A 19,130-nucleotide genomic window follows, 5' to 3' on the forward strand; every position below is an offset into this window, starting at 1 on the left:
TGGCAACTAACGAGAAGAACATATTGAATAGATTGTATTTCACAGCAGGATGTATGTTTGTGTTCTGTCTTGCTGTGGTCTTTAAATTGGTTTCTATTCAATTTATTCAAGGCGATAAATACAGAGCTTTAGCCGAACAACGAATTGTAAAAAATGTAGTTATTCCTGCTAATAGAGGCAATGTGTATTCTGTTAATGGTAATTTGTTAGCAACATCAATCCCTAAATATGATATAAGAATTGATGCATTAACACCTTCTGATAGAACATTTGAAAAGCATTTAAAACCACTATGCGATTCGTTATCGGTTTATTACGGAAAATCGTCAACTTACTTTCAAAATAAACTAAGAAAAGCAAGAGTAAATAAAAATAGGTATTATCTCTTGGCTAGAAATATTGGGTATTCAGATTATATCCGTTTCAGGAATTTCCCTTTATTAAATCTTGGCGCATTTAAAGGAGGTTTGATTGTTGAACAAACCACCAAGCGTGAACATCCCATGGGAGCTATTGCTCAGCGTTCTATAGGTTACGAGCGTTTTGATGACGACGGTAATGTAACGCGAGCAGGTATTGATGGTGCTTATGGTGTAAAATATTTGCGTGGAAAAGATGGTAGACGTGCTAAACAGCAAATAGGAAAGGGACAATGGAAACCTATTGTAGATTATAATCAAGTTGATCCACAAGATGGATATGACGTTTATACGACGATTGATGTTAATATCCAAGATATTGCACATCATGCATTGTTGGAGCAGCTTGAAGAATATGAAGCAGATCATGGTTGTGTAGTGGTTATGGAAACCAAAACAGGGGAAATCCGAGCTATTTCAAATTTAGGAAGGAATAAAGATGGTCATTATTACGAACGTTTAAATTACGCTGTTGGTGAATCAATTGAGCCAGGATCTACATTTAAGGTTATCGCTTTATTGGCGGCTTTAGAAGATAAGGTGGTTGATACCTCTACTGTTATTGATACCAAGTTAGGATACAAACAGTTTTATGGAAGGCCTATTTATGATACTCATGGTCACGGAAAAATTTCTGCAGCTAGAATTCTCGAGGTTTCGTCAAATATAGGTATGGCTACTATTATTGATGATGGGTATTCTAAAAATCCAAAAAGATTCGTTGATCATTTAAAGGAGTGGAATCTTGATAAGCCTTTGGGATTACCAATTATAGGCGAAGGAAAACCTGTAATACCGCAACCAGGTGATAAAATTTGGAGTAAAAATGCGCTGCCATCTATGGCTTACGGTTATAACTTACGGTTAACAACATTACAAATACTAACATTTTATAATGCCATTGCTGATAACGGTGTGATGGTAAAACCAAGATTTATTAGAGAAGTTAAGTCGCTGGATAAGGTTATTAAAACTTTTAAAGACAGTAAGATAAATAATAAAATATGTTCTGACGAGACTTTAAAAGAAATGCAAGCGATGCTAAAGAATGTGGTTGAACGCGGCACAGGAAAATCTTTGTACTCACCTTACTTCTCTATGGCAGGAAAAACAGGAACGGCACAAACCGAATATTGGATGGATGATTGGAAGGAAAACAAGCGATACATCTCTTCTTTTGCTGGTTATTTTCCAGCTGAAAACCCAAAATATTCGTGTATTGTGGTTATACATAAGCCTAGTATTAAAAAAGGATACTATGGAGCAGATGTATCGGGTCCGGTATTTAAAAAAATTGCTCAAAAAATATTTACAGATACACCAATAGTTGATGAAGTTGAATCTTTAGATATTGATTCTGAATCAACTGAAAAAGAATATAGAAGCTTTTATAATATAGCAAAAACCTACAAAACTATTATGCCCAATGTTGTTGGATTGCCAACAATGGATGCACTGGCGCTTTTGGAAAATATGGACCTAAAAGTTAAGATAGAAGGTGTTGGTATTGTAAAAAAGCAGTCTATAAAGCAGGGAGAAAAAATAAAGAAAAATCAAACCATAGTATTAGAAGTATCGTGATAGCATTAAAAGACATATTATATAAAGTAACTATCAATGCTGTAGTAGGGAGCACATTAGTAGATGTGAATGCAATTCATTTTGATTCAAGACATATTAATACTAATGATGTTTTTGTAGCTATCAAAGGCACTTTAGTTGATGGTCATAATTATATAGAAAAAGCTATTGAAAAAGGTGCTAAAGCAGTTGTTTGTGAAAATTTACCACAAACTTTTCATAGCGATGTTACTTATGTAGAAGTTGAAAACACCTCACAAGCATTGGCTTATATAGCTTCAAATTATTATGGTGTTCCATCAGAAAATTTAAAGCTAGTAGGTGTTACCGGAACTAATGGAAAAACGACCGTTGCAACCTTACTATATCAACTATTTAAAAAAGCAGGTTTTAAAGTTGGATTACTTTCAACGGTTAAAATCATGGTTGACAATAAAGAATACAAAGCAACTCATACCACGCCAGATTCTATAACAATTAACAAGTATCTAAAAGAAATGAGTGATGAAGGTATAGAGTTTTGCTTTATGGAAGCAAGCTCACACGGTATTCATCAATATAGAACAGAAGGACTGCATTTTGAAGGTGGTATTTTTACTAATATAACACATGATCATTTAGACTATCATAAAACGTTTGCCGAATATAGAGATGTAAAAAAATCTTTTTTTGATAAGCTACCATCAACGGCATTTGCGTTAGTAAATGTTGACGATAAGAACGGGTTGGTAATGCTTCAAAATACGCAAGCTAGAAAATATACCTATGCTTTAAAAACCTATGCAGACTTTAGAGTACAGATTTTAGAGAATGAATTTAGGGGCTTATTACTAAAAATTAATGAGAGTGAAGTTTGGACGCGACTCATTGGTAATTTTAATGCTTACAACATATTAGCTATTTATGGAACGGCTGAATTATTAGGACTTCCTAAAAATGAAATTCTCCAATTAATAAGTGTTTTAGAAAGTGTGAGCGGTCGTTTTCAGTACTTAATTTCTAGTGAAAATATTACGGCTATCGTTGATTATGCGCATACGCCAGATGCTCTTAAAAATGTATTGGAAACCATCAATAGTATCCGAACTAAGAATGAAGAATTAATTACAGTAGTTGGTTGTGGGGGTGATAGAGATAAAACCAAGCGACCAACTATGGGAAATATTGCATCAACCTTAAGTACTAAAGTTATTTTCACTAGTGATAATCCTAGAAGTGAAGTTCCAGAAACCATCATAAATGAAATTGAAAAAGGCGTAGAGCCTCATAATGTAAAAAAAGTAGTTTCTATAGTAGACAGAAAACAGGCTATTAAAACCGCCTGTCAATTAGCAAAGCCCAATGATATTATTCTTATAGCAGGAAAGGGGCATGAAACCTATCAGGAAATTAAAGGAGAACGCTTTGATTTTGATGATTATAAAATTGTTCAAGAATTTTTAAAACAGTTACAAAAATAGATGTTGTATTACGTATTTGAATATTTAGAAAAACAATTCCAGTTTCCTGGAGCATCGCTTTTTGGGTATTTAACCTTTAGGGCGGCTTTAGCTATGATTTTGTCACTGCTAATATCTACAATATACGGTAAACGGATTATTCGATTTTTGCAAAAACAGCAAGTAGGCGAAAGTATTAGAGATTTAGGTCTTGAAGGTCAACAAGAAAAGGCGGGTACACCAACTATGGGAGGTATCATAATTATTCTGGCGACTTTAATACCTGTTTGTTTGTTAGCTAAGTTGGAGAATATTTATGTAATTCTTCTCATTATTACCACAATCTGGATGGGTACTATTGGGTTTATAGATGACTATATTAAAAAATTTAAAAAAGACAAAGAAGGCTTAAAAGGAAAATTTAAGGTTTTAGGGCAAGTTGGTTTAGGAATTATCATTGGAGCTAGTTTGTACTTTAATAAAGATGTTACTATTAAAGAAAAGCTGCCAGTTTCTATGCAACAAGAAATATTGGCGAAAGATCCTAAAACACCACCTTCAAAATTATTTAAAGAAGAAGAAAAGTCAACTAAAACAACCATTCCTTTTTTTAAGGAAAACGAGTTTGATTATGCCGACTTGATTACTTGGATAAGTCCAAGTTTAGATAAGTATGCCTGGATTATTTTTATTGTAGTATCCATATTTATTATCACAGCCGTTTCAAATGGAGCAAATTTAACGGATGGAATTGATGGTTTAGCAGCAGGAACGTCTGCTATTATTGTTCTTACTTTAGGGATTTTTGCATGGATATCTGGTAACATTATTTTCTCTGATTACCTCAATATCATGTACATACCAAGAGTTGAGGAAATTACAATTTACATCGCAGCTTTTGTAGGAGCGCTTATTGGGTTTCTATGGTATAACACCTATCCTGCTCAAGTTTTTATGGGTGATACTGGAAGTCTAACTATTGGAGGAATTATAGCGGTTATTGCAATCGCTGTTAGAAAAGAATGGTTAATACCTGTGTTGTGCGGCATCTTTTTAGCAGAAAATTTATCGGTGGTCATGCAGGTCAGTTATTTTAAATATACCAAGAAGAAATATGGAGAAGGACGACGCATATTTAAAATGTCGCCATTGCATCATCATTATCAAAAAATGGGATATCACGAAAGTAAAATAGTAACTAGGTTTTGGATTGTGGGCATTTTGTTAGCAATCATATCCATAGTGACTTTGAAAATTAGATAGATGAAACGGTTAGTGATTCTAGGAGGAGGAGAAAGTGGAGTAGGAACAGCGCTTTTAGCAAAGGCAAAAGGCTTTGAGGTTTTTGTTTCAGATAAAGGAGTCATTAAAGAAAAATATAAAAACGTTCTTATACATAATGAGATTGAATGGGAAGAAGGTCAGCATACAGAGTCAAAAATTCTGAATGCAAATCTTGTAATGAAAAGCCCTGGAATACCAGATAAAGTTCCGTTAGTAAAACAACTAAGAGCGAATGGTATTTTGATAGTTTCTGAAATTGAATTTGCAGCAAAATATACCAGTGCAACCCTAGTTGGAATTACAGGTAGTAACGGTAAAACAACAACAGCAACATTAACACATCATATTCTTAAACAGGAATTAAATGTGGGATTAGCGGGAAATATTGGTGACAGTTTTGCAAAACAAATTCTTGAGGAAGATTATAAAAACTATGTGTTAGAAATCAGCAGTTTTCAGTTAGATGATATTGTAGATTTTAAACCGCATATCGCCATCATTACAAACATTACACCAGATCATTTAGATCGCTATGATTATAAGTTTGAAAACTATATTGCTGCAAAATTCAGAATTGCAGAGAATCAAACAAAAGATGATTATTTGATTTATGATGCCGACGATGAAGTGATCGCGGACTGGTTTAAAAATAACAGCGTTCAATCGACATTATTGCCATTTTCATTAACAAAAACTATTGAAAATGGTGCGTATTTTAAAAATAATAACATAACAATAACAATAGATAACAACCAAATAATTATGCCAGCATCAAATCTTGCTTTAGAAGGAAAACACAATATCAAAAATGCGATGGCTGCTTCAACAGTAGCTCATTTATTAAAAATTAGAAAGCAAACAATAAGGGAAAGTCTAGAGAATTTTCAAGGCGTTGAGCATCGTTTAGAGCAGGTGTTAAAGATTAATAAAGTGCAATACATCAACGACTCAAAAGCAACCAATGTGAATGCAACATATTACGCTTTAGAAAGTATGGATACACCAACAGTGTGGATTGTTGGCGGGCAAGATAAGGGCAATAATTACGAGGAGTTGTTTCCTTTTGTTAATGAAAAAGTAAAGGCTATTATTTGTTTAGGTGTTGATAATGAAAAACTATTACACACGTTTGGTAATATGGTAGATATTATAGTTGAAACGCAGTTTATGAGTGAAGCAGTTAAGATTGCATATAAAATTGCTGAATCTGGAGATTCTGTTTTGTTGTCTCCCGCATGTGCCAGTTTTGATTTGTTTGAAAACTATGAAGATAGAGGCCGCCAATTTAAAAACGCGGTAAGAAATTTATAAAAGTAAGATTGAAAGAATAAGACTAGAAATAGATGCAAGCATTGTTTAATAACATAAAAGGAGATCGATTAATTTGGGCTATTGTAGCGTTGCTGGCAATATTCTCATTCCTTCCTGTGTACAGTGCTGCCAGTAATTTAGCTTACTCAGGAGGTAATACAAGTACGTTTTCATTTTTTGTTAAGCATTTTATGCATCTGTTTTTAGGGTTTGTTATTATGTATGGTGTTCATAAAATTCCATATAGATATTTTAGAGGATTATCCTTAATTATGATTCCTATCGTTTTGGTGTTGTTGGTTGTAACGATGGTTCAAGGAATTACTATTGAAGGCGCTAATGCTAGTAGATGGATACAAATACCTATTGTAGGTATGTCGTTTCAAACATCCACTTTAGCATCAGTTGTTTTGATGGTATATGTAGCTAGATACATGTCTAAAATACAGGATAAAGACATAACATTTAAGGCTTCCATCTTGCCCCTGTGGTTGCCTGTTTTTTTAGTATTAATTTTGATTTTGCCAGCAAACTTTTCAACAGCAGCCATTATGTTTGTTATGGTTGTTATGTTGGTTTTTTTAGGAGGATATCCTATACGCTATCTGTTGGCCATTTTAGGAGTGGGAGTTTTAAGTTTGGCATTATTTGTTTTGATTGCTAAGGCATTTCCTGATGCAATGCCAAATAGAGTTGATACTTGGATGAGTCGATTGGATAGTTTTACTAATGGTGATGATACTGAAGCTGATTATCAAATTGAAAAGGCTAAAATTGCTATTGCCTCTGGTTATATACAAGGTGTAGGTCCGGGAAAAAGTATTCAAAAGAATTTTTTGCCTCAATCATCATCCGATTTCATTTTTGCCATTATTATTGAAGAATATGGGTTAATAGGAGGCGTGTCCTTGATCATTTTGTATATGTGGTTGCTTTTTAGAATAGTTATTGCAGCCCAAAAAGCCGATACTATTTTCGGAAAACTCTTAGTACTTGGTGTCGGACTTCCTATTGTGTTCCAAGCCTTAATTAATATGGCGGTGGCGGTGGAGTTGTTCCCCGTAACAGGACAAACATTACCGTTGATTAGTAGTGGAGGAACCTCTATTTGGATGACGTGTTTGGCAATTGGTATAATATTAAGCGTCAGTGCAAAACGAGAAGAAATAAAAGAATTTGAAAACAATGAGGATAATCCTTTAGAAATTTTATCAGAAACAATTTAATATTGATAAGGTAGTGTCAGAAAAACAAAAAACATATAAAATTATTCTTTCAGGAGGTGGTACAGGAGGACATATTTATCCCGCTATTGCTATTGCTAATAGTTTGAAAGAAGCATTTCCTAATGCTGAGTTTTTGTTTGTTGGTGCTAAAGATAGAATGGAAATGGAAAAAGTACCCCAAGCTGGGTATGATATAAAAGGGTTATGGATTTCAGGTATTCAAAGAAGTCTAACATTGAAAAATGCCATGTTTCCGTTTAAACTTATTAGTAGTTTATGGAATGCAAGAAAGATAGTAAAATCGTTTAAGCCAGATATTGCTATAGGAACTGGAGGGTTTGCGAGCGGACCATTATTATACATAGCTGCTTCAAAACATATTCCTTGCTTAATACAAGAACAAAATTCTTATCCAGGAATCACAAACAAATTATTGGCTAAAAAAGTTCAAAAAATCTGTGTGGCATATGATAATTTAGAACGGTTTTTTCCAAAACATAAAATAATAAAAACCGGTAATCCTGTTCGTCAGGATTTACTAAATATAGATAGTAAAACGGTTGAGGCTAAGAATTTTTTCAATTTAAAACATGGCAAATATACCTTGTTAGTTTTAGGCGGAAGTTTAGGAGCCAGAAATATTAACAGTTTAATTGAAAAAGAATTAGACTTTTTAGACATGCAAAATGTGCAGGTTATTTGGCAATGTGGTAAACTATATTATTCTCAATATAAAATTTATAACAACACGAAAGATATTCAAGTGTATCCGTTTTTAAATAATATGGATTTTGCTTATGCGGCGGCAGATATTATTATTTCTAGAGCAGGAGCTAGCTCGGTTTCAGAATTATGTATTGTTGGTAAACCTGTAATTTTTATTCCGTCGCCTAATGTGGCCGAAGATCATCAAACAAAAAATGCGATGGCCATAGTTGAAAAAGACGCTGCTATGATTATTAAAGAAGGTGATTTAGATGTTGATTTTGAAAATAAATTTTCACAATTAGTCCAATCACCAGAAAAGCAAAAAAAATTAGGAACAAACATTAAAAAAATAGCGTTGGTAAACGCAACAAAAGATATTAGAGATGAAGTTATTAAACTTCTAAACAAATAAAATGAATTTTAACAACATACATAACGTGTATTTTATTGGTATTGGTGGTATAGGTATGAGTGCCTTGGCCCGATATTTTCATGCGAATAACAAAGTTGTTGCTGGTTATGATAAAACATCTACTGAGTTAACCAATAGTTTGTTAGAACACGGAATTAAAATTCATTTTGAAGACTCTGTAAAACTCGTTGATGAAAAGTTTTTGAATTCAGAAAATACACTCGTAGTTTATACACCAGCAGTTCCTAAAAATCATAGTGAGTTAAAATATTTTAAAGCCAATGGATTTAAGGTTCTAAAGCGGTCAGAAGTGTTGGGGTTAATAACAGAACACACCTTTTGTTTGGCTGTCGCAGGAACCCATGGAAAGACTACTACAACCAGTATTTTGGCACATTTATTATTTGAATGCAATGTGCCTTTAACGGCATTTTTAGGTGGTATTAGCGAAAATTATAATTCAAATTTAATTTTAAGCGGAACCGAAGTTTCGGTTGTAGAGGCTGATGAATTTGATCGCTCTTTTTTAACGCTATCACCAGATCTGGCTTGCATAACGTCTATGGATGCCGATCACTTAGATATATACGGAGATGCCTCACATTTAATACAATCATTCAACGATTTTTCCAAACGAGTCAAACCTAACGGAAAACTATTTGTGAAAAACGGATTGCCATTACAAGGAATTACTTACGGTATTGAAGATGATTCAGACTACTCCGTTCAAAATATAAAGATAGAAAATGGCGCCTATGTTTTTGATGTAAAAACACCAAAAACGGTGCTTAAAAATTTAGTTTTTAACCTGCCTGGTAGACATAATTTGTCGAATGCATTAATAGCCTTGGCGATGGCTGTAGAGTATGGTTGCCCTCACCAGCAGCTCGCCAAAGCTTTAGCATTATACAAAGGGGTTAAACGGAGATTTACCTATCATATAAAAACAAATGATTTTGTTTTTATTGATGATTATGCACATCATCCGGAAGAAATTAATGCAGTGCATCAAGCCGTTAGGGAAATGTATCCTAACAAAAAAGTACTAGCTGTTTTTCAACCACATTTATATAGTAGAACTAGAGATTTTGCTGATGATTTTGCAGCAAGCTTATCCCGATTTGATGAGTTATTGTTATTAGATATTTATCCAGCAAGAGAGCTGCCTATTGAAGGAATTACCTCGGAATGGTTGCTGAGCAAAATAAAAAGCGAAAACAAACAATTGGTAAGTAAAGCAGAATTGATGTCTAAAATACATGAGAGTAAAGCACAAATTTTGCTAACTATTGGAGCTGGTGATATAGGTGAAGAAGTAAAACATATTAAAAAAGAATTTAGCATTGCGAGTTAACTGGAATTACATAAAGATGATTGCTTTATTGAGCTTGGTAATATTTCTATTTGCCTTTGCTACGGTTAGAAATGAATCGCGTAAAGTGTCTGAAATTGATATCAGTTTTGTGGGTAAGAATAATTTATTTATCACTCATGAGACTGTTAGTAAATTGTTAATACAAAATCAACAGAGTGTTAAAAAATTGGCAAAAGAAACTTTAGATTTGAATCAATTAGAGAAGTCCCTAAATTCTAATCCAATGATTAAATCGGCTGAGGTCTATGTTTCTGTAAATGGGATACTTAAGGCTGATGTTGAACAAAAAACGCCTATTGCAAGAGTAAGCACCGCGGAGTCTTTTTATATTGATGACGATGGTTTGTATATGCCATTATCAAAAAATTATACGGCTAGGGTGCCTATTGTTACGGGCTATGTTAAAAAGAACGATTTAAAAAATGTTTTTACAGTTGCGAATAAAGTTAAAAATGATGATTTTTTAATGAAAAATGTTGTTGAAATCCATCAGAATCCAAACAAAACGATTTGTTTAAAACTTCGCCAGTGCGATTTTTTGGTTCAATTAGGTAATCTTAATTTTTTAGATAAAAAAATAAATAACCTGAAAGCGTTTTACCAAAAAGGTCTAAAGGAAAAAACACTTAATAGTTACAGTAAAGTCAATTTACAATTTGATAACCAAGTAGTATGTACCAAAACGTAAACCATGGAGCATAATATAGCAGTAGGATTAGACATAGGAACCACAAAAATTGTGGCTATGATTGGTCGTAAAAATGAATACGGGAAAGTAGAAATTTTAGGTATAGGAAAATCTAAAAGTTTAGGGGTTCATCGTGGAGTGGTAAATAATATCACGCAAACCATTCAGTCTATTCAACAAGCCGTTTTAGAGGCAGAAACAGCTTCAGAAATTAAAATAGAAGGAGTTACTGTTGGTATTGCAGGACAACATATTCGTAGTTTGCAGCATAGTGATTATATCACAAGACCAAATTCTGACACAGTAATTGATGAAAATGATATAGATAAACTTATCAATCAGGTTCATAAGTTAGTCATGCTTCCAGGAGAAGAAATTATTCATGTACTTCCTCAGGAATATAAGGTTGATGGACAAGCGGAAATCAAGGAACCTATTGGTATGTATGGTGGACGATTAGAAGCCAATTTTCACGTAGTAGTTGGTCAAGTGTCATCCATTAGAAATATTGGTCGTTGTGTTCAAAGTGCAGGCTTAAATTTAGAAGGCATTACATTAGAACCTTTAGCATCTGCAAATGCTGTATTGAGTCAAGAGGAAAAAGAAGCTGGAGTTGCTTTGATTGATATAGGTGGAGGTACTACAGATTTGGCGATTTTTAGAGACGGTATCATTCGTCATACAGCGGTGATTCCTTTTGGCGGTAATGTGATTACTGAAGACATCAAAGAAGGCTGTTCCATTATTGAAAAGCAAGCCGAATTATTAAAAATAAAATTTGGTTCTGCATGGCCAGGAGAAAATAAAGATAACGAGATAGTCTCTATTCCGGGATTACGAGGAAGAGAACCTAAAGAAATCACCTTAAAAAATCTATCAAAAATTATACATGCCCGAGTTGTTGAAATTGTAGAACAAGTGTATGTAGAAATTAAAAATTACGGTCACGAAGAGCAAAAGAAAAAGTTAATTGCTGGTATCGTGCTAACAGGTGGAGGAGCGCAACTTAAACATCTTAAGCAGTTAGTTGAATACATTACAGGCATGGACACTAGAATTGGATTTCCAAATGAGCATTTAGCTGGAGATAGTGATGATGATGTAACAAGTCCGTTATATGCAACCGCCGTTGGTTTGGTGCTTGATGGTCTAAAACGACAAGAACGAAAACATTTAGATACAGTTGAAGAAGTAAAACTAGAAGATATAAAACCCGAAGACGTTATCGAGGATAAACCAACGCAACCAAGGCGATCCTTTCTTGATAAGTTAACGGAACGAGTTAAAGACTTTTTAGATAACGCAGAATAAAAATTTTTATAAAGAAATCATCCATTGAATAACATAAAAGAAAATATAGTATTAATACCAGTAAAACAGAATTTATGAGCAGCAAAAAAGAATTCGAAAGTATAGCATTTGATTTGCCAAAAAACCAATCAAATGTCATTAAAGTTATTGGTGTTGGAGGAGGTGGTAGCAATGCCATCAATCACATGTTCCAACAAGGCATTAAAGGAGTCGACTTTTATATCTGTAACACAGATGCACAAGCACTTCAAAATAGTGGTGTACCCAATAAAATTCAATTAGGAGTTAATTTAACAGAAGGATTAGGAGCTGGTGCTAATCCTGATATAGGGGAACAGTCGGCTTTAGAAAGTTTTGATGACATTACCCAAATGTTAGACTCTAATACCAAAATGGTTTTTATCACGGCAGGAATGGGTGGCGGAACAGGAACTGGTGCGGCACCTATTATAGCTAAAATGGCTAAAGATGCTGATATTTTAACCGTGGGAATTGTTACGATGCCTTTTCAGTTTGAAGGAAAAATGCGTATACAACAATCTCAAAAAGGTATTGAAAAATTAAGAGATGTTGTCGATTCTTTAATCGTTATCAATAATAATAAACTCCGAGAGGTTTACGGAAATCTTGGTTTTAAAGCTGGATTTTCAAAGGCCGATGAGGTTTTAGCTACCGCTGCTCGTGGTATTGCAGAAGTTATTACACATCACTACACACAAAATATCGATTTACGCGATGCTAAAACCGTATTAAGTAATAGTGGGACTGCTATTATGGGATCAGCTTTGGCTTCAGGACAGAATCGTGCGCAAGAAGCTATTAGAAAAGCGCTTGATTCGCCATTACTTAACGACAATAAAATAACCGGAGCTAAAAATGTATTGCTGCTAATTGTTTCTGGCTCTCATGAAATTACCATTGATGAAATAGGTGAAATTAATGACCACATACAGGATGAAGCTGGACATGGCGCTAATATTATTATGGGTGTTGGTGAAGACGAATCGCTAGAAGAATCTATTGCAGTAACTATTATAGCAACAGGCTTTAATGTGGAGCAGCAAGATGAGATTTCTAATACTGAAACAAAAAAAGTTGTTCATTCATTAGAAGATCAAGATTTGAGTCCAAAGGATTCAGAACCAGTAATTATTGCCCCTGTCATTGAGCTAGAAGAAAAAAATGAGACTACTGTATTTAAAAAGCATGTTTTAGATTTTGATGAAGAAGATGATGACGAAGTAACTCCTAAAAATGAAGCTAAAGTTTCTAGTAAAATGGATTTAATTCATACAACAGACCAAATTAAAAATATTAATGTTGTTTATGATGAGGAAAAATCAATGATTGAAGACGATGATGATTTTATTATTAAGCCTGTAACAAGAATGTCTACTCCGACTAATTTTGTGGAAGATGATATTGAGGAAGAGCAACAAATAACATTAACATTTGATTTGCCATTGTCTAACAATGAAGTTTCTGAAGATACAAAGAAAGATATTATAGAACATAAACTTGAAGATGAGGAGCTAAAGAAAATTGATGTAAAAGATTATGTGGAGTTGATTACAGTTACAGAAACCAACGAAAAAGGTGACGTGAGATATGCTTTAGATGATTATATTGAGGTAGAATCCTCAATCAATAAAAAGCAAGCAAATACTAAAGAGGAACATATTGAGGACATTGATCAAGAAATTGTTTTTGAAAAGAAAGTAATAGCTAAGGCTAGTGAAGAAGTAGACGAGGAAGTTGATCCTATGAATAGTCCAATTTCAGATATGCTTAAAGAGCGTGCAGCAGAGCGTAGACGCAAGATGAAAGACTTTAATTATAAATTCAATAACGCTAAGATTGATGATATAGAAAAAGTCCCAGCCTATAAGCGTCAGGGAGTTGATTTGAAGGAAGTGAAGCATTCATCTGAAACAGATATGTCGAGAACCAGTATTGGTCTTGATGACAATGATGAAATCCAGTTAAGAAGTAATAATTCATTTTTACATGATAATGTTGACTAGTACGAAATAAGTTTAAAAAACTTATTGGCCCGAAAAGGATCCCTCATCTTTTCGGGTTTTTTATTAATTATTTTTAAATAAAATAAAATATGAAAAGCCTGAAAACCTATTTTCTTACTATCTTCGCATTCTCTAATTAATTTTTTTGAAATGAGTTTACAAGAAGGTATCATGTCGGCAATGAAAGTTGCTATGAAAGAAAAAAATACGACTGCTTTAACAGCCTTAAGAGCTGTTAAATCTGCTATTTTATTAGCTCAGACAGAAAGTGGCGCTAAAGAAGAGTTAACTGAAGAGCAAGAACTTAAAATACTTCAAAAGCAAGTTAAGCAACGTAAAGATAGTGCTACAGTTTATTTGGAGCAAGGGCGTAAAGATTTGGCAGAACCGGAATTAGCAGAGGCCGAAATTATATCTCAATTTTTGCCGGAAGCAATGAGTGAAGAAGATATTGCCAAAGTTGTTGTTGAAACCATTCAAAAAACAGGAGCAGAAGGGATGAAAGATATGGGCAAAGTTATGGGAATAGTAAGTCAGGCTTTAGCAGGAAAAGCTGATGGTAAAACAATATCAAATATTGTTAAAGCTAAATTATCGTAAATTATAATATTAAAGATAAAGTGTTAATCACGTTATAAATGGCTGCGTAGTTCAACTGGATAGAATATCAGATTTCGGCTCTGAGGGTTGGGGGTTCGAATCCCTTCGCGGTCACTGGAACTAAAGTTATTTAGTTTTAAAACCAAGTAATTTTTATTAATTACTTGGTTTTTAGGTTTTTGTGAGTATATTTAACATGATAGTAATTTGTTTAAAATGGTAGCTATCTGTCAGTTAATTTTAATAACTTTAGTACAACTGACACTTTGAAAAATTTTAATGAATTGAAATAGTTGATTTGACTTTCGTCTAAAAAATGTTTAACACTTTAAAGACGACAACTATGCGTACAACAAACACATTCTCCATCCTTTTTTGGGTAGACCAAAAAAAGGCAATCTTCAATTATGCTTTAATTTATGCTAGAGTAACCGTAAATGGTAGACGAGTTAACATTAGTACAAAAAGAAAAGTACCCCTTGAAATTTGGGATGCTAAAAAGAAAAAAGCTGTTGGCAAATCCACTGAAGCTCGACAAGTCAACTTGTATTTAGATCAGGTTCACTCGCAAATTTTTCAGTGCTATCAAGATTTAATATTTAAAAATAAATTAGTAACAGCCAAGTTGATAAAGGCAAATTATGTGGGCGAAGGAGAAAATGTAAAAACTCTTCAAAATATTTTGGATTACCATGCTAAAAAATCAGAAAGCACCCTTGCTTCAGGAACTATCAGGAACTTTGCAGTTACAGAAAAGTATATCAAACGATATTTAAATAGAATTTTTAAAACCTCTGATATCTACCTTAACCAATTAGATTATAAGTTTATTTGCGATTTTGAGCATTTTCTGCATACCTATTGGCCAACGGGGCATCTAAATGCCATGAGCCATAATACGGTTATGAAACATATTCAGCGTTTCCGAAAAATGGTGACGCTGGCATTTCATTTGGAATGGATAGAAAAAGATCCATTTATTCGATGGAAGCCAACCTTTGAAAAAAGAGAAAGGGAGTTTCTTTCAGTCAATGAGCTATCTAATTTAGAAACCTACAGGTTTCCAATTGAACGTTTGGAAAGAGTTAGGGATTTATTTGTGTTTAGTTGTTATACAGGGATTAGTTATGCTGATATCATAGCTTTAACTGAATCTAATATTCTGGTTGGTATTGATGGGCTTAATTGGATTATAACAAAACGTCAAAAAACTAAAACACCTATAAAAGTACCTATATTAGATACTGCTCAGGAACTTATTAGTAAATATCACAATCACCCTATGGCGGTAATTACAGAAACTTTGTTTCCTGTAATTTCAAATGCAAAAGTAAACTTATATTTAAAGGAAATTGCAGATGCTTGTGGTATAAAAAAGAACCTTACCTTCCATATGGCAAGGCATACATTTGCTACAACGGTCACCTTAACCAATGGCGTTCCAATAGAGACTGTGTCAAAATTATTAGGACATACTAGAATTGCAACTACCCAAATTTATGCGAAGGTCATAGAAAGAAAAGTAAGCGAAGATATGCAGTCTCTAAAAAACACTCTATTAAAGCAAAAAACTCTAATTACAAAGCAGATGAAATGACATTTTATTTTTCAAAAAATTAAGAAAAATAATAATTTCTGTTTCTTTAGAAATCTTATTAAAATAACTGAAAATTGGATAAGATTTTGTTTGAGTCTATGACGTAAAAATTGTAAAAAAGAACAATTAAAATGGAAAATATTAAGTTAATTTAAATCGTATTTCTGGCTTAATATTTTCCAAAAATTAGTATTTCTGAATTTTTTATAATCTTTTTTTTTGGTGTTTTATATATCCTTGTGTTGATAACTCTGAAAATTAACAAAATACCAGACTTCCCCTTAATTCTTAATGATTCCAATTAACACTATAAAAAGGTGAATTAAATTATATGTTTACTTGATTCATTAAATATGGTGTTATTAGGTTTAATTTGTTGTTTATCAAATACTTGTGAATAACTTATTGAATTTTATTTTTCTTTCATAAGCCTGATTTTATACTTTTATTACCATATTCCCAAAAGGGAAAACAAAAGCGCTTTTGTTCATTTTATAAATCTAAAAACAAAAAAATGGACACTTTATTAATCCTTGAACGATTGGATCGTTTAGAAAAACTATTAATTGGCAGCAAAGAAGTCTTAACCTTTGATGAGGCCAGTGATTATACAGGTATATCCAGAAGTTATCTCTACAAACTGACAGCTTCAGGAAAAATTCCACATTCCAAACCCAACGGAAAAATGCTCTTTTTCGAGAAGAAGAAACTTGTGGATTGGTTGCTTCAAAACAAACGTAGATCACAACAAGAAATCGAAGCCGAAGCCTTGACTCATTCCATGCGCCATAAAAACCATCGGTAACATTTTCATATAACTACAAATTAATAACACCTTAATATTATTAGGGGGAAAATAATTCTTATGAAACAGATACCATATATACGTGTGGGCACGTCCTATTATAAGCGTGTCAAAGCCCCAACCATAGCAGGCCATTTTAATGAAATCTTGGTACAATGGAACATGGAGACCATTAAGCAAGACCATGGTAAAGACCATTTAAGTAAAATATCTAAGTATGATGGCTTCACTTGTATTCCTAATCATATTAATTTTCAACAGGAACACCTGGGCTTTTACAATATCTACTCCCCTTTGGGTAAAATACCCGAAGAAGGAGACACGGCATTGTCCCTCAAATTCGTCAAGCACATATTTGGAAAACACTACGAACTGGGTTTGGACTATTTACAATTACTATATCTCAAACCTATCCAGGTACTGCCTATTCTATGCTTGGTTTCCAAAGAACGCTCCACAGGAAAAAGCACCTTCTTAAAATGGCTCAAGGAGATCTTCGGGAACAACATGACCTATCTCACTAACGACAGTTTCGCCAGCCAGTTCAATGCGGACTGGACCAACAAGCTATTGGTTTGCATCGACGAGGTGCTGTTCAACAAGGAGGAGCTCACCGAGCGCATCAAGTACCTGAGCACTACCAACATCAACAAACTAGAGGCCAAGGGCAAAGATAAACGTGAAGTAGAATTCTTTGGGAAGTTTATTCTATGTAGCAATAATGAAGAAAGCTTTATAAAGATTGATGCCCAAGAGACTCGGTTCTGGGTCCTCAAGATCCCGTCCGTCCATCTCGAGGTGACTGATTACCTAAAGAGGCTCACCGATGAGATCCCAGCGTTCCTTTACTATTTGTCCAATCGGGAGATGAGCACAAGGCACAGCACCCGGATGTGGTTTTCACCAGAGCAAATACGAACCAAAGCCCTTGAACGCTTGGTGCGCAACAACCGTGGTCATTTAGAAAAAGAATTGGCCAGCCTTCTTGTAGACGTCATGGAACAGTTTGACCTGGAACAAGTGGACTTCTGCCCGCTCGATGTACTGCCAATACTTGGGAAGACTAGGTCTCGACCCTACATGTCACACTTGAGGAGGTTACTCAAAATGGATTGGGGGCTCACCAATCAGGGCAACTCCAACAGTTACCAAAAGATGGCCCTCTGGAACGACGGAACCGTCCGTATGGTCGACAGCAAGGGACGTTACTTTACAGTAAAAAAAGGCTTCCTAGAAGACCGATTTGATGATTTGATGACATTTTGATGACACGAGATACCCAATGTTCATGGGGCTTCAAAAAGATTGTCATCAAATCATCATTTTTTTTTGAATTAGAAAAGCTATTGAAAAGAAAAAGACACGGCATACTCAACATTTTTTGATGAAACGATGACGGAATGGCATAAAGCCAATGGTAATGTACATTTTGGACATCATCAAAATGTCATCATTTTGTCATCAAAAAAATAATGATGATAGAATAAAGAAATAAAAAAACAATAATGACGAAATGATGACAAAACGATAACACATTAAACCTAATGCCGTAAGGGCTATGGAGGGTATTTTCATCAAATCATTAAAAATTTATAAAAAACGCATTGGGTCATGAAAAGAAAATTAAATTGTGAAACAGCCCGTAATTTTTCAGTGTTAAAGGCACTGGAAAAATTAGGGCACTTTCCCAAAAGGACAACGGAACAAGAAGCTTGGTTTCTGAGTCCTTTTAGGTCAGAAACCCAAGCCTCTTTGAAAGTCTCCAGAACCAAAAACCGATGGTACGACCATGGTGAGGGTGTTGGAGGAAACGTGATAGATTTAGTAAGTAGAATTTTAAAATGCTCTATACAAGACACCTTAGAGTTTTTAAGTGACTCCATTCCAATTAACATAATGGAACAACGACATCAGTGCAATACAACATCCATTAACATAATGACAGGTGCTCATATTGAAATCATTAAAGTTCAAGAAATCATACATACTGCTTTAGTCCAATATTTAAACCTCAGAGGTATTTCATTAATGATTGCCAGGATGTATTGTAAAGAAGTTTGGTACAAATATAAAGACAACCAGTATTTCGCCATTGGGTTAAAGAACGCTAAAAATGGTTGGGAGTTACGCAATAAGATTTTCAAAAACAGTAGCAGCCCCAAATCCTATACCTATTTCCAAAACAACAGCAAGCAATTAATCCTGTTGGAAGGTATGTTTGATCTGTTAACGTTGGCCACTTTAAATGAAAAACTATTGAATACTTCTGATGTCCTTGTGTTAAACTCCATAGCATTTATAAAAGCTATTGAGAGACATATCCCCAAATATGAATCAGTCCACCTCTATT

15 protein-coding genes and 1 tRNA gene are annotated in these 19,130 nt (G+C 34.0%); all 16 read left to right on the forward strand.

Annotation, left to right across the window (positions count from 1 at the left end; all coding sequences use genetic code 11):
• The first annotated feature begins 53 nt into the window (after positions 1-53).
• Entirely contained in the window at positions 54-2,000 is a 1,947-nt protein-coding gene (locus tag G5V56_RS16805; RefSeq protein ID WP_166967300.1) for a penicillin-binding protein, read from the forward strand.
• Entirely contained in the window at positions 1,997-3,460 is a 1,464-nt protein-coding gene (locus G5V56_RS16810; protein WP_166967255.1) for a UDP-N-acetylmuramoyl-L-alanyl-D-glutamate--2,6-diaminopimelate ligase, read from the forward strand. The genes G5V56_RS16805 and G5V56_RS16810 overlap by 4 nt, the downstream gene beginning before the upstream one ends.
• Positions 3,461-4,702 (forward strand): phospho-N-acetylmuramoyl-pentapeptide-transferase, encoded by a 1,242-nt coding sequence (gene mraY / locus G5V56_RS16815; protein ID WP_166967257.1) that lies wholly within the window; start codon positions 3,461-3,463, stop codon positions 4,700-4,702.
• Positions 4,703-6,034, forward strand: a complete 1,332-nt coding sequence (gene murD, locus G5V56_RS16820) for a UDP-N-acetylmuramoyl-L-alanine--D-glutamate ligase (RefSeq protein WP_166967259.1) — start codon at positions 4,703-4,705, stop codon at positions 6,032-6,034.
• A gap of 32 nt (positions 6,035-6,066) precedes the next feature.
• On the forward strand, positions 6,067-7,260 hold the full coding sequence (locus tag G5V56_RS16825; protein ID WP_166967261.1) for an FtsW/RodA/SpoVE family cell cycle protein: 1,194 nt from the start codon (positions 6,067-6,069) through the stop codon (positions 7,258-7,260).
• Positions 7,261-7,273: 13 nt separating this feature from the next.
• Positions 7,274-8,380, forward strand: a complete 1,107-nt coding sequence (gene murG, locus G5V56_RS16830) for an undecaprenyldiphospho-muramoylpentapeptide beta-N-acetylglucosaminyltransferase (protein ID WP_166967262.1) — start codon at positions 7,274-7,276, stop codon at positions 8,378-8,380.
• 1 nt (position 8,381) lies between these two features.
• Positions 8,382-9,734 (forward strand): UDP-N-acetylmuramate--L-alanine ligase, encoded by a 1,353-nt coding sequence (gene murC, locus G5V56_RS16835; RefSeq protein WP_166967264.1) that lies wholly within the window; start codon positions 8,382-8,384, stop codon positions 9,732-9,734.
• Between the two features lie 16 nt (positions 9,735-9,750).
• Positions 9,751-10,443, forward strand: a complete 693-nt coding sequence (locus G5V56_RS16840; RefSeq protein WP_317166447.1) for a cell division protein FtsQ/DivIB — start codon at positions 9,751-9,753, stop codon at positions 10,441-10,443.
• 3 nt (positions 10,444-10,446) lie between these two features.
• Complete coding sequence (gene ftsA / locus G5V56_RS16845; RefSeq protein WP_166967268.1) at positions 10,447-11,754, forward strand: cell division protein FtsA; 1,308 nt, start codon at positions 10,447-10,449, stop codon at positions 11,752-11,754.
• A gap of 74 nt (positions 11,755-11,828) precedes the next feature.
• Positions 11,829-13,778, forward strand: coding sequence for a cell division protein FtsZ (gene ftsZ, locus G5V56_RS16850; protein ID WP_166967270.1), 1,950 nt, complete (start codon positions 11,829-11,831; stop codon positions 13,776-13,778).
• Between the two features lie 150 nt (positions 13,779-13,928).
• Entirely contained in the window at positions 13,929-14,378 is a 450-nt protein-coding gene (locus G5V56_RS16855) for a GatB/YqeY domain-containing protein (protein WP_166967272.1), read from the forward strand.
• 40 nt (positions 14,379-14,418) lie between these two features.
• Positions 14,419-14,492, forward strand: a tRNA-Arg gene (locus tag G5V56_RS16860).
• 229 nt (positions 14,493-14,721) lie between these two features.
• Positions 14,722-15,975, forward strand: a complete 1,254-nt coding sequence (locus tag G5V56_RS16865) for a site-specific integrase (RefSeq protein WP_166967274.1) — start codon at positions 14,722-14,724, stop codon at positions 15,973-15,975.
• Positions 15,976-16,489: 514 nt separating this feature from the next.
• Complete coding sequence (locus tag G5V56_RS16870; protein ID WP_166967276.1) at positions 16,490-16,780, forward strand: helix-turn-helix domain-containing protein; 291 nt, start codon at positions 16,490-16,492, stop codon at positions 16,778-16,780.
• Positions 16,781-16,840: 60 nt separating this feature from the next.
• A complete protein-coding gene (locus tag G5V56_RS16875) occupies positions 16,841-18,046 on the forward strand; it encodes a primase-helicase family protein (protein ID WP_166967278.1) in 1,206 nt (401 codons plus the stop codon).
• 345 nt (positions 18,047-18,391) lie between these two features.
• On the forward strand, positions 18,392-19,130 hold a 739-nt coding region (locus tag G5V56_RS16880; RefSeq protein ID WP_166967280.1), incomplete at its 3' end, for a CHC2 zinc finger domain-containing protein.

Source organism: Yeosuana marina (assembly GCF_011762485.1).
Classification (GTDB): Bacteria; Bacteroidota; Bacteroidia; order Flavobacteriales; family Flavobacteriaceae; genus Yeosuana; species Yeosuana marina.